At 41.6% G+C, this 12385-nt stretch carries 11 protein-coding genes; 8 read left to right on the top strand and 3 right to left on the bottom strand.

Annotated elements, in window-relative coordinates; genetic code table 11:
- Positions 1–173: 173 nt before the first annotated feature.
- The gene (locus tag RYH73_RS00550; protein WP_335311297.1) at positions 174–1736 is read right to left on the bottom strand and encodes an FAD-dependent protein; all 1563 of its coding nucleotides are present in this window, start codon (positions 1734–1736) and stop codon (positions 174–176) included.
- Positions 1737–2705: 969 nt separating this feature from the next.
- On the opposite strand from RYH73_RS00550, the gene RYH73_RS00555 reads away from it, so the two are divergent.
- The 5 genes from RYH73_RS00555 to RYH73_RS00575 all read left to right on the top strand — a co-directional run bounded on the left by RYH73_RS00555 (position 2706) and on the right by RYH73_RS00575 (position 6270).
- Positions 2706–3287 carry a LemA family protein gene (locus RYH73_RS00555; RefSeq protein ID WP_442946041.1) on the top strand — a complete coding sequence of 194 codons (582 nt, stop codon included), beginning with the start codon at positions 2706–2708 and terminating at the stop codon, positions 3285–3287.
- An 80-nt stretch (positions 3288–3367) separates the two neighbouring features.
- Positions 3368–3805: a TPM domain-containing protein gene (locus tag RYH73_RS00560; protein WP_335311298.1), complete on the top strand. Its 438-nt coding sequence runs from the start codon at positions 3368–3370 to the stop codon at positions 3803–3805.
- Positions 3806–3812: 7 nt separating this feature from the next.
- Entirely contained in the window at positions 3813–4604 is a 792-nt protein-coding gene (locus RYH73_RS00565) for a TPM domain-containing protein (RefSeq protein ID WP_335311299.1), read from the top strand.
- 224 nt (positions 4605–4828) lie between these two features.
- Positions 4829–5230, top strand: a complete 402-nt coding sequence (locus tag RYH73_RS00570; RefSeq protein WP_335311300.1) for a hypothetical protein — start codon at positions 4829–4831, stop codon at positions 5228–5230.
- A 113-nt stretch (positions 5231–5343) separates the two neighbouring features.
- Positions 5344–6270 (top strand): alpha/beta hydrolase, encoded by a 927-nt coding sequence (locus RYH73_RS00575; protein ID WP_335311301.1) that lies wholly within the window; start codon positions 5344–5346, stop codon positions 6268–6270.
- 6 nt (positions 6271–6276) lie between these two features.
- Here the strand turns inward: RYH73_RS00575 and RYH73_RS00580 are convergent, their stop codons facing one another.
- Positions 6277–7458 carry a formimidoylglutamase gene (locus RYH73_RS00580; protein ID WP_335311302.1) on the bottom strand — a complete coding sequence of 394 codons (1182 nt, stop codon included), beginning with the start codon at positions 7456–7458 and terminating at the stop codon, positions 6277–6279.
- A 103-nt stretch (positions 7459–7561) separates the two neighbouring features.
- Here RYH73_RS00580 and RYH73_RS00585 point away from each other — a divergent pair, with 103 nt between their 5' ends.
- Positions 7562–8527 (top strand): NAD-dependent epimerase/dehydratase family protein, encoded by a 966-nt coding sequence (locus RYH73_RS00585; protein WP_335311303.1) that lies wholly within the window; start codon positions 7562–7564, stop codon positions 8525–8527.
- Positions 8528–8541: 14 nt separating this feature from the next.
- The gene (locus tag RYH73_RS00590) at positions 8542–9834 is read left to right on the top strand and encodes an HAD-IB family phosphatase (RefSeq protein WP_335311304.1); all 1293 of its coding nucleotides are present in this window, start codon (positions 8542–8544) and stop codon (positions 9832–9834) included.
- A 161-nt stretch (positions 9835–9995) separates the two neighbouring features.
- On the opposite strand, the gene RYH73_RS00595 is transcribed toward RYH73_RS00590, so the two are convergent.
- Entirely contained in the window at positions 9996–11123 is a 1128-nt protein-coding gene (locus RYH73_RS00595) for a TlpA disulfide reductase family protein (RefSeq protein WP_335311305.1), read from the bottom strand.
- Positions 11124–11318: 195 nt separating this feature from the next.
- Here RYH73_RS00595 and RYH73_RS00600 point away from each other — a divergent pair, with 195 nt between their 5' ends.
- Positions 11319–12383: a branched-chain amino acid aminotransferase gene (locus tag RYH73_RS00600; protein WP_335311306.1), complete on the top strand. Its 1065-nt coding sequence runs from the start codon at positions 11319–11321 to the stop codon at positions 12381–12383.
- Positions 12384–12385: the final 2 nt, after the last annotated feature.

Consider the following 12385-nt stretch of genomic DNA (forward strand, 5'->3'; position numbering starts at 1 on the left):
TATTTGTTGTTAGTTGTCCGTTGCGCGTCATTGACTAGTCATTGACTATTAGTTACTGGCTACTCAACTCATTAACTAACCGACTGTAGGGAGCTCATGAGTGCTGAAAAAGCAAACACTTACGAATAATTGGCTAATTCACAAATTGGCTAATTTCCTATTCAACCACTCAACTATTTAGCTACATAGCCATCCCTTAGAGCTATTTTACTAACACAATTCATACCATCAATAGCAGCAGAGACAATTCCGCCGGCATAGCCGGCTCCTTCACCACAAGGATATAATCCGTCAATTTCCGGATGCTGCATCGTGTCTTTATCTCTCGGTATCCGTACAGGAGAAGATGTTCTAGACTCTACGCCCACCAAAACGGCCTCATTTGTATAGTATCCATGCATTTTTTTCCCAAAAAGCGGTAAAGCCCCTTTCAGTGCACGATGCACAAAGTCGGGAAGTAGGTCCACAAGCTCGACGGATTTCAATCCGGGTTTATAGGAATTCACGGGTAGGTCAACGGATAGCTTTCCTTCCACAAAATCGACCATCCGTTGAGCAGGAGCGACCAAGTGTCCGCCACCGACATGATAAGCCTTCTGCTCGATCGTTCGCTGAAACGCAAGTAAAGCAAAGGGGTTTTCATATGCCTCTGCAACGTCTTCTAAATTCACTTGCACCACTGTTCCGGAATTCGCATGCGGATTATTTCTTTTAGAGGGCGACCAACCGTTCACCACAACTTCCCCTTCACTGGTAGCACAGGGGGCAATAATACCGCCGGGACACATACAAAAAGAAAATACCCCGCGATTACCAACCTGTTCAACCAAACTATAATAGGCTGGAGGCAAATGCTCACTTCTAACCGAGCAATGATATTGGGCGCGATCAACAATTTCCTGCGGATGTTCAATACGTACCCCTAAAGCAAACGGTTTCGCCTCTACCAACCAATTATTCTTTTCAAATAGATAGAAAATGTCCCTAGCGGAATGTCCTGTAGCCAAAATGACATGTGGGCCGGCAATTTCTTCCCCATTTTGCAAAACAACACCCTCTATTTTTCTATTCTTTACCGTTATATCCACAACTTTCGTGTTGAAACGTATCTCGCCCCCGAATGAAATGATTTTTTCTCGAATCGCTTCAATAATATGCGGTAGTTTATTCGTTCCGATGTGTGGGCGGGCATCCACGAGAATATCTGAGGTAGCGCCATGATCTACCAGTATTTGTAAAACCTTTTGTACATCTCCCCTTTTATTGGAGCGCGTATACAACTTACCGTCTGAATAGGTACCAGCGCCTCCTTCACCAAAACAGTAGTTTGATTCCGCATTCACTAAACCTTCTTTATTAATTACCGCTAAATCTCGGCGCCTTTCTTTCACTGATTTACCGCGCTCCAATACAATTGGTTTAAGTCCGAGTTCCAAGCACTGCAAGGCAGCAAATAAACCTGCAGGCCCAGCACCAATGATAATAACGGACTGACTTTTTGAAACATCAAAAAAGCGTTGATTATCAGCCACTAAAGGTGCCGTTTCATCTATATAGACAAGAAGACGCAGTCGATACACCACTTTTCTTCCACGTGCATCGATCGATCTTTTTCTAATTTGAAGAGACTGGATGCGCTTTGGTGTTAGTTTTAGTTGGGAAGCGGCCTGAAGGAGGATAAAATGATCGTCCGAAATTTTTTCGGGATCTACCGCTATTTCGATTTCCTTCTGCATATTGTATTGCCCGGTTGTTATCCAGGATCTTACAAAGATATAAAATTTTGTTGTCAGTTATTTATCTAAGATAAATCCTCCGGGATTTGGCTTTAATGTAAAGAGGTTGTTGTTATATTAAACGAACGTTTATTTTAACTTCTTTCTTTTCACTAAGTTTTCGTTTTTTAAGGCATTCAAGCTTTCCCTAACGGGAAGGTTTCTTGACTTTTTTATTTAAATTTGGTTTGATCCAAAAGTTACAAAAGATCAAGGCTGTGTAGGCTACCTTGCACCTGATTGCAAAGCATCAACGGCGCGTATTGGAGCCGTTTCACTTCCTCAATCCGCTTGGATACTGCACAATGAATAGAGGTGCAAATGCTTTGCTGCCCGTTGCGTCGGTATCCTCCAAGGCCGCTTTTCCCGCGCACAAGGCTATAGTACTGGGCTAAAGCTAATAAGTCGGGTTAAAAGTAGAAGCCTTCCGTTCTGCTAAAATATCGCCTAGGAAGTTTGCGGTTTGCAAGTTGATGCGCTCCCGTTGTAGCAAAGTTCCAAGCGATGAGTTTATTCGCGTTCTGTCTATTTTTGGTGCTCATGAGCTCCCTACGGTCGGTTTTTGTTTCTTTTTTGCGGACCTTGAAAAAGCTTGAGCTCCTTTAAAAAGAATTAATTAGCGAAAAAACCACGAAGTAGCATGAGTGCTTTTTAAAACAAACAATAACGAATAAAAAGAAAAACAAAAACGTTCTTTTAAAATCATTCCATCATGAAAATAATACGTATTAACCTGAGAAAGCTGGACTGACAAAGCCGGTTGATTACAATAAATGGCAGAACATTTGCTATAGCAAAATAAGTTCCGGAGATAATAGCAACAGCCTGTACTTGTGAGTGGGCTAATTTGTATTTGTATTCGTGAATAACAAGCATTTTACATAAGTTTGTTAACCAAGTAAAAATGATCAACACTTAAAAGAGAAGACAATGATTAAAAGATTTATTTTTGGTTTAGTTGGCCTGATTGCCACCTTATCACTGAGCTCGTGTGGCTACAATAGCATGGTTAAGTTGGATGAGAATGTTCAATCCAAATGGGCAGAGGTAGAAAATGCCTATCAACGCCGGGCCGACCTGATTCCTAATTTAGTGAATACGGTAAAAGGTGCCGCTAATTTTGAGCAGCAGACATTGACAAGCGTTGTGGAAGCTCGTGCGAAAGCGACATCCATTAATATCGATCCATCAAACCTAACACCGGAAGCCATCAAAAAATTCGAGGATGCCCAGGGCGCCCTTACGGGATCATTAAGCCGTTTAATGGCTGTAGCAGAGAACTACCCGGAGTTAAAGGCTACTGAAAATTTCCAAGGGTTACAGGCTCAATTGGAAGGTACTGAAAACCGGATTGCCGTTGCACGCCGCGGCTTTAACGAAGCAACACAGCAATATAACTCAACGATCCGATCTTTTCCTAATAATTTAATGGCAGGTATCTTTGGTTTCAAAGCAAAGGGTTATTTCACTTCGCAAGCCGGAGCAGATAAGGCTCCTGAGGTTAAATTTTAAACAATAAAGTACCTAATAAGGAGGGTTTAGCTAGGTTGAACCTTCCGACTTAACCTTCTTACTAAGAAATCATAAAAGAGATGAATATTTTCAATAGCGAAGAACAAGAACATATTGCACATGCCATCGGGTTGGCGGAGGCACACACCTCTGGAGAAATCCGTATTTGTGTGGAGAAGAGGTGTGATCAGGAGGTACTTGCTCGTGCAGCGGAGTGTTTTGACAAACTGGGCATGCACAAAACCAACCTACGTAATGGCGTGCTTATTTATCTCTCTATTGATGATCATAAATTTGCCATTATAGGTGATGCCGGTATCAATAATAAGGTTGAATCGGACTTTTGGGACACCACAAAAGATAAAATGCTGACACATTTTAGGGAGGGCAATTTAATGGAAGGCATTATAGCGGGCATCGAATCTGCGGGGAGAAAACTGAAAGTTCTATTTCCAAGCGAGCAGGATGATGTAAATGAATTACCCAATGATATTGTGTTTATGAATCGCCAAAAATAAAGCAAACATGAGAGCTTACCAGACTTTGTTCTTTTCTTTTATACTCTTTTTATCAACTTTAGCAAAAGCCCAAGAATTTCCCGCTCCTTCAAAAACATTGGTAACCGACTTTACCGGCACATTGACAGGTTCTCAGCAGCAGCAACTAGAGCATAAGCTAGTTGCATTTGACGATACCTCTTCGACACAGATAGCTGTTGTGATCATGCGTTCGGTAGGGGATTACGATATAGCCGATTATGGTGTTCGACTGGCCCAGCAATGGGGTATTGGAACTAAGGGGAAAGACAACGGGATTTTATTACTCATTGCCAAGGAAGACAGAAAAGTAACCATTCAAACGGGTTATGGCGTGGAAGGAGCCGTACCTGATGCGATTGCCTTTCAAATTATTCGAAATATTATTACACCCGCATTTCGGCAAGGTGACTATTTTACCGGCATTAATCGGGCTACAGACGCGCTGATTTCCTATACAAAAGGAGAGTTTAAAGCTGAACCAAGAAAAAATAAAGGCGGTGGGGGCAGTGGAGGTCTTATCATAACTGTGATTATCATTGCTGTGGTCATAAGCCTACTCGCGGGAAGAGGGGGTGGTAAAGGCGGTGGTGGACAAGTTATTGGTGGACGTGGTGCATCTGATCTATTTTGGCTTACCATGTTAAGCGGAATGGGTAGAGGTGGGAATCGTGGTGGTGGTTTTGGCGGTGGCGGTGGCTTCGGCGGCGGAGGCGGTGGTGGCTTCGGTGGCTTTGGCGGTGGAAGTTTTGGCGGCGGGGGAGCTAGCGGAAGCTGGTAGGTAGTTGAGTGGTTGAGTAGGAAATTAGCCAATTTGTGAATTAGCCAATTATTCGTAAGTGTTTGCTTTTTCGACACTCATGAGCTCCCTACGGTCGGTTAGTTAATGAGTTGAGTAGCCAGTAACTAAATAGTCAATGACGCGCAACTGACAACGCGCAACTAATAACCAATAACGGGCATCTCAAGGAAATACGGATAGTAACAGAAAACTGATATCTTAAAATGTTAAAAAGAGATTCTTTAACCGCACAAATGCAGCAATTAAGCCATACACTGGCTAAGGTGAAACGGCTAATACTGGAAGATCAGGAGCCGAAAGCGCTGGAAGAGGTCACTTACACGCTGGGGCACTATTATGGGACTTCGCAAAAAGAGTTGATTAAGATGTCTACCGATGTGTTTATCGATCGAATTCGTGAGCAAGCCTATAAGTCGGAAGAACTGAATATGTTAGCAGCCTTTTTAGACGAGCTTGCGGGTCTCAATGATGATGGAGAAACCCGAAAGAATTTATGGGCTAAAGTTATTACATTATACGATTTCATCGAAGAAGAATTTCAAACACTTTCCTTTGATCACATCGCAAGAAGAAATATCTTAGTCAAGGCTTTGGGCATCGAATAGTATTTTCGGAAATTAGAATTACTTTGTCTAGGGTCATTTTAACTGAATATCCGAAGTGGGGTCCCTGGGTTTCCACTTTTTAACATATAACTTTTAGAAGCTTTATAAACCTTATGAACTTAAAAATCAAAATGTTGATCCTTTCGTGCATGACATACCACTTAGTAAGCGCGCAAACAGGTGACTTTCACCCCATCTATCCAAACGGAAAAATTCCTAATGAACGAATAGACAAAACGGAGCTAAAAGAAGTAAGCGAGATCGGAAAAGATAGCATTGAACGAATATCGGCCGTTAGTACCCCGGCCATGAAGTATTATGCTCCCAATAAAAGCAAAAGTAAGGGTTCTGCCATTATTATTTGCCCGGGCGGTGGTTATAGCATTTTGGCAATGGGACACGAAGGCGATCAAATAGGAAAAAAATTTGCTGAAAATGGCATTGCTGCTTTCGTTCTAAAGTATAGATTACCTAATGAAGCCTTGATGCAGGACAAAAGTATTGGCCCCTTACAGGATGTGCAACAAGCATTCAAGCTTGTTCGGGAACAAGCAAGCTACTATGGCATTAATCCACAAAAAATAGGTATCATCGGTTTTTCCGCGGGAGGGCATTTGGCCTCTTCAGCGGGTGTGCATTATCAAGATGTCAAAATTGACAATCCCAACAAAACCAAACTTCGTCCAGACTTCATGCTATTAATTTATCCGGTTATCAGCATGGACGCCAGCATTACACATGGTGGTTCGCGCACTAATTTGCTGGGAAAAATGCCGGACAGTGAGATGATTAATTATTTTTCCAATGAAACGCAAGTTACCGCTGATACGCCGCCGACGCTTTTAGTCCACGCAGAAGACGACACAGCTGTTCCAATCGCCAATAGTCGCCGTTTTTACGATGCATTACAAAAACAACATGTTCCATCCAAGCTCATCACTTATCCCCGTGGAGGGCACGGTTTTGGTTTAAATAATAAAACGACCAGCGATAAATGGTTTGACCATGCCTTGGTGTGGTTACATGACATGGGATTTTAGTGGTAATCAAGATAATTTCTGAAATGTCCGCCACCAGAGATCGGGCATTTCACCTTCTATAGCGAGCAGATAATCTTCATATCGGCAAGGTACAAGATGAAAGCGCTCATTTACTGATTTGGTATTAGGGTAAGGAACCTGCATCCACCAACGATCTGTTTTTTTACTCTTTATAAATACCAGTTCATAGCTGTCGTCATTTAATGAAGCGCGATAGATGACATAAGATGATTTTGGCTGTAGTGGAAAATCTTTCTTTCGATTATAGAAACCATCGATAAAATACCAGATCATCTGTGCCACTAACATAGCTGTCTGGCCATTTTGGTCATAGGCTGGGTTAAATTCATAAAAACCAATGGAACTTAGCTTATCGCTCATTCCCGCATAACGACATAGTTGACAAGCTTCCTCACCATAGAAGCCGTTTGGTGTTGCATTTGCATTTGCACCAGCATCAGAAGAGCGAATGGCACTTATATCGAAGCTTAGTAAATCAGCGTTTCGGATCACCGGTTCAGCTTGATCTGTTTTTCCGGCAAATAAACCCAATCGATACGAATCAAAATAGAGCTTGTCCATTACTTTCAAACTATCCTGACTTACGAAGTAGGTTTGATAGCCTATATTGCTATAATTAAAAAGGTAATTCGGTTGATGTAATAATATTTTCGTCAGATAGGTTTGCGAGGTTGCCTCCCGTTCATTTTCAACAGACTCATCTAAATCGAAGTGTGGATCGATCACCACCAAGTCTACCTTTTGTTCGAGTTTTTCATAGCCTTGGAACTGCGCATATGTTAAATCCTGCCCCCCTCCGATAATAACAGGAAGGACATTTTTTTTTATCAACTCTTCAACAACCGTTTTTAAGGCTGCATAGGTATCGTTCACGCTCGCTCCTGCCTGTATATTCCCGAAGTCTGCAATGCGTAAGGGGTAATCTCCCCGGTGCAAGCTGTATAATTTCTCCCGTACATGATTCGGGGCCAAAGCACATCCTTGATTAGCAATTGCCCGACGATCTTCCGATACGCCAATAAGAACAAGATCGAAAATTTCTTCTTCCTGATCCGGAAATTCCGTTTCAAAAGCCTTTATATGTGCCCCTAACTGGCTTGTTAAAAAGCCATTTGCGGGCGTTAATTGCTGAACATCAATAGGAGAAAAAAAATCGATCAATGACATGAAAAAAGGATTAGCTAATGCAATTTACGTTAAGATTGTGCAAATATCCATTTATTAACTTACTTTTGAAAGTATTAATGATCAATCTATAGGAAATAAGACGGTGATATTAGTTACTGGTGGAACAGGATTTTTAGGTTCAACGCTTCTTAGACGGTTACTCGCCGACGGTCATGTGATTCGAGCGACTAAACGCCAAACCTCAGTCATTCCTACGGATCTGCTTACCCATCCCAATCTTCAATGGTTAGCGGTCGATATTAACAACTATTTTGATTTGGAGGACGCCTTTGAAGAGGTGAAAGAGGTTTATCATTGTGCCGCAATGATTTCCTTTGATCCAAGAGATAAACGGAAAATTATTACCACTAACCGTAGTAGCACCGCTCATATTGTCAATTTATGTATACAATATAACGTTCGTTTGTTGCACGTGAGTTCAGTAGCTGCTATAGGCAAGCCAAAACCCTCACAAACATTATCCGATGAAAACGATATTTGGGAATTTGATGGTTCACAAAACGGTTATGCGATTTCAAAATACGAAGCAGAAATGGAAGTTTGGCGAGGTACTGTCGAAGGCTTGGACGCCGTCATCATCAATCCTTCGCTGATTATTGGTCAACAAAGTGGACAGGAAAATACCGGTGCTATTTTTAAGCTTTTGAAAGATGGCCTACGGTATTACCCAGAGGGCAGTGTGGGCTTGGTAGACGTGGAAGACGTAGCAAGGGCCGCCATCATTCTAATGAACAGCAGAAACATCCGAGCGGAACGTTTTATTATTAACAATGAAAACATGACTTACCAAGAGCTTTTCCGTATTTGTGCGGATTACCTTGGCAAACCTGCCCCGAATAAGCTAGCAACACGAGGCATGCTGGGCTTGGCCTGGCGGGCAGCAAAAGTTTCGTCATGGTTTACAGGTCAACAGCCAGGATTAACACATGATACTGCGCATGCCGCTCGTGAAAAGCAAGCTTATTCCAATGCCAAATTTAAAGAAAAAATAGGCTTTTCATTTAGGCCCATAAGAGAAACGCTAAAAGAAATTTGTGAGCATATTTAATCCCATTACGCAACATGAAACATTATTACATCATTGATTTCGACAGTACCTTTACACAAGTTGAAGCACTTGATGAATTGGCTCGGATTTCCCTAGAGCACCATCCGGCCAGCGAATTAATCTACACGGAAATCGAGCGACTTACCAATGCAGCCATGGAAGGTAACATTTCTTTCCGTGAAAGCCTTGCAGGCCGTGTTAAGCTTCTTCAAGCCAACAAATCGCATTTGGAGAAACTAATCAGTACCCTCAAAAAGAAAGTATCTTCCTCTTTCTCTCGAAATCGTGTATTCCTTCGTGAGCACAGTGAAGATGTATTAATCGTTTCTGGCGGATTTAAAGAATTTATAACACCCGTGGTAACACCTTACGGCATCAAAACAGAAAACATTTATGCCAATACATTTACGTTTGATGAGGAAGGTAATATCACTGGCTACGACGAAGACAACCCATTGTCCGATGAAGGAGGTAAAGTAAAATTACTCAAGACCATGAATTTGGACGGTACTATATATGGTATCGGTGACGGTTATTCCGACTTTCAATTAAAAGAATCCGGCCTCATTGAAAAGTTCTTTGCCTTTACAGAAAACATCGAACGTAAGTCCGTATCAGAAAAAGCTGACCACATCACGCCGAGCCTGGATGAGTTTTTATACGTCAACCATCTCCCCAGGGCTATTTCTTATCCAAAGAACCGTATTCTTTGTCTTATCGTTGGCGATGTTCCGGAAATCGCCATTCATTTACTTAGAAGAGATGGTTTTTCAATCCGTCATAAGGAAACGTTGGAAGAAAAATATGTAAAAGATATCGGGATGCTTCTATTAGCCAACGGGATAGCAATAACGGATGAGGAATTATCAAAAGCGGAGAAGTTGAAAACGATCGGTTATCTTGGCAATAGCAAAGGGCATTTGAATCGGGCACTATGCAATGAGATGGGCATTGTTCTTTTTGATGATAAAAAGGGTAAAAAGAGAAGTGAAGAGTTTATTCCTAAGCGGATGGCTGACTTCATTAACAAAGGAGATACAGCAATGAGCCGTAATTTCCCCAATATGCAATTGCCACGTATGCATCAGGCACACCGTCTTATCCATATACATAAAAATGTACCGGGAATTATGGCGCAGATCAATAATGTATTTGCCGAGCATCACATTAATATTGTAGCGCAGTTTTTAATGACGAAAGGAAATATCGGTTATGTTATAACCGACATCAGCAAGGGTTACGATGATTTGCTTCTGAAGGAATTAAGACAGATTACAACGACTATTAAACTTCGGATTCTATACTAGTCTTTTTGTTTCATCTTAACACAAAAAGAACCAAAATCGAGAAGATGTTCTTCGAGTTCGTGTCTGTCCCGATCCTTTCGAGGCTAAAGATTTTTAGGTCTCGTCTCAAACACAATCCCGTGAGGCTGTTCTGTCCTGTGCGGGTATACTGAAATTTATTTCTATTGAAGTATTTCAGCTAATTTAGTGTGCAACTCCTCTCCGCGTAGATTTTTCCCAACAATTTTTCCCTGTGGATCAATTAAAAAATTGGCAGGGATACCCCGTACACCGTAGAGTTGTGCTGCCGCGTTATTCCAAAATTGTAAATCGGAAACTTGTGTCCAAGCTAATTCATCATCGGCAATAGCTTTTAACCAAGCATCCTTTCCATTCGGTCTATCCAGCGAAACTCCCAAAATAGTGAAATTTTTATCCTTATATTTATTAAAGGCTGCCACCACATTTGGATTTTCCTGTCTACAAGGGCCACACCAACTTGCCCAAAAATCGATCAATACATATTTACCCTTAAAAGAAGAAAGTGTTACGGGTTTACCTGTCGTGTCATTCATGGTAAAATCCGGTGCAACGGAACCAATACTTGCCGTTTTCGCTGTCGCCAGCAATTGACCATATTCAGTGCCTATTTTGCTTTCCTGCACATCCTTCGATAAGCTACTATATAGTTGTTGTGCTCGCTCATAATCTCTTCCCGGATCCACTGTAGAACGTAACGTATACATACTTACCAATGAACTTGGCTTACTCTTTATGAAGTCTCCCACGATTTGTAGCTGCTTATCCTGTAAGCCCTCGTAAAGCGCCTGAAATTTCTTTTGAAATTCTTCCGAGCTTCTTTCTTCATCCGAAGCACCATAATAGACATTCATGATATTTGCCTGATCCTCCTTCAGCACATCCATTGCTTTGTTTAACGCCGCTTGATCTACGTTCAGTGTCGTTCCACCCAAATTTGCTTTACTCAAGGAATCTGCTGACTGCACGGTAATTGTCCCCTTTTCCAGAAAGATTGGAATCATATCAGGTGCTTCCAATTGCATGACAGGTTCGCCTTGATGCGCTAATACCAAAACGGCATTGACAGGATCCTGCACCGTACCCTTAAAAGAAAAAGCGCCATTTACAATATTACTGGAATCAAGTTGATTCGCACCATTTAAGCGATAGGAAACATAAGCTTTAGCAGGTGCATTTAGATTTCCTACATTTCCTTTAATCACATAATCTTGTTGAGCGCTTGCAAAAAAAGGCACTGTTATTAATGCACTAATAATAATTTTTTTCATGTATCTAGCTTATTTATACCGTTGCTTGCCACAAAATAAAAAGGGCGTGTTCGTTCACAAATGTAACATTAAAATAATGGAACGAAAGGAACCCATGCTTTAATCCATCAAATTTAGCTAACATGTTACAAGTATTTATCTTCTTTTCCTTTTTTTTCCTAAATTGCACGGCATACAACTTATATATATTTTACCGTGGCACATTCTTATGAAATCAAAGTAGAGTTAACGAAAGACTCACAGTTGGCAAAGGTTGATTTTAACAACCTAAAGTTCGGGCAGATATTATCCGACCACATGTTGGTAGCAGATTATGATGATGGTGAATGGAAAGAGGTCAAGATTGTCCCTTACGCTAATCTTAGTCTGAGCCCCGCCACCTCAGCCTTACATTATGGACAAGCTATATTTGAAGGTATCAAAGCCTACAAATTTGAAGACGGTCGTGTCAGCATTTTCCGACCTGACAGAAATTTGGAGCGTTTTAATAAATCGGCCGTCCGTTTGGAGATGCCCGAGGTTCCACAAGAAATCTTCATGGATGGATTAAAAAAATTGATTGATATTGATCGTGACTTTGTACCACCAACTGCGGGGGCCTCTCTTTATATACGCCCTTTTATGTTCGGTACAGAACCAGCCTTAGGTGTTCATCCTTCGAAATCTTATAAATTTATCATTATTACAGGTCCTGTTGGTTCCTATTACAATAAACCTTTACGAGTGAAAGTAGAAACTCATTTCACTCGGGCTGCCGCAGGAGGTGTAGGCTTTTCGAAAAATGCCGGAAACTACGCGCTTTCGCTCTACCCGACCCGTTTGGCACAAGATGAGGGCTTTGATCAGTTAATTTGGACCGATGCGAAAGAGCATAAGTACATCGAAGAAGCCGGTACTGCGAATTTAGTATTTATGCTAGAAGACACCTTGGTAACACCTGGTTCCGAAACGGTTCTGCAAGGAGTAACGCGGCACAGCATTATGGACGTCGCAAAGCGTTGGGGAATCAAGACGGAAACACGTGATGTTAGTGTGCAGGAATTAATCGAAGGTATTGAGGCCGGCAAGGTAAGTGAAGCTTTCGCCGCAGGTACTGCTGCTACATTGACACCTATCTCGGAGATTGGATACGAAGGAAAAATATACAAACTCAGTGACCCTGCAACGCGTGAGTTTTCGAATAAAGTATTGGACTATCTCAATCAATTACGTTACGGCAAAATTGAGGATCCTTTTGGATGGAACTTCATTGTGGGATAGAA

Origin of the sequence: Olivibacter sp. CPCC 100613 (assembly GCF_036959255.1) — a bacterium.
Classification (GTDB): Bacteria; Bacteroidota; Bacteroidia; order Sphingobacteriales; family Sphingobacteriaceae; genus Olivibacter.

Coding starts and splice junctions, on each gene's coding strand:
- RYH73_RS00550 (WP_335311297.1), bottom strand. CDS start 1,736: ATGCAGAAGGAAATCGAAATAGCGGTAGATCCCGAAAAAATTTCGGAC.
- RYH73_RS00555 (WP_442946041.1), top strand. CDS start 2,706: ATGATTAAAAGATTTATTTTTGGTTTAGTTGGCCTGATTGCCACCTTA.
- RYH73_RS00560 (WP_335311298.1), top strand. CDS start 3,368: ATGAATATTTTCAATAGCGAAGAACAAGAACATATTGCACATGCCATC.
- RYH73_RS00565 (WP_335311299.1), top strand. CDS start 3,813: ATGAGAGCTTACCAGACTTTGTTCTTTTCTTTTATACTCTTTTTATCA.
- RYH73_RS00570 (WP_335311300.1), top strand. CDS start 4,829: ATGTTAAAAAGAGATTCTTTAACCGCACAAATGCAGCAATTAAGCCAT.
- RYH73_RS00575 (WP_335311301.1), top strand. CDS start 5,344: ATGAACTTAAAAATCAAAATGTTGATCCTTTCGTGCATGACATACCAC.
- RYH73_RS00580 (WP_335311302.1), bottom strand. CDS start 7,458: ATGTCATTGATCGATTTTTTTTCTCCTATTGATGTTCAGCAATTAACG.
- RYH73_RS00590 (WP_335311304.1), top strand. CDS start 8,542: ATGAAACATTATTACATCATTGATTTCGACAGTACCTTTACACAAGTT.
- RYH73_RS00595 (WP_335311305.1), bottom strand. CDS start 11,123: ATGAAAAAAATTATTATTAGTGCATTAATAACAGTGCCTTTTTTTGCA.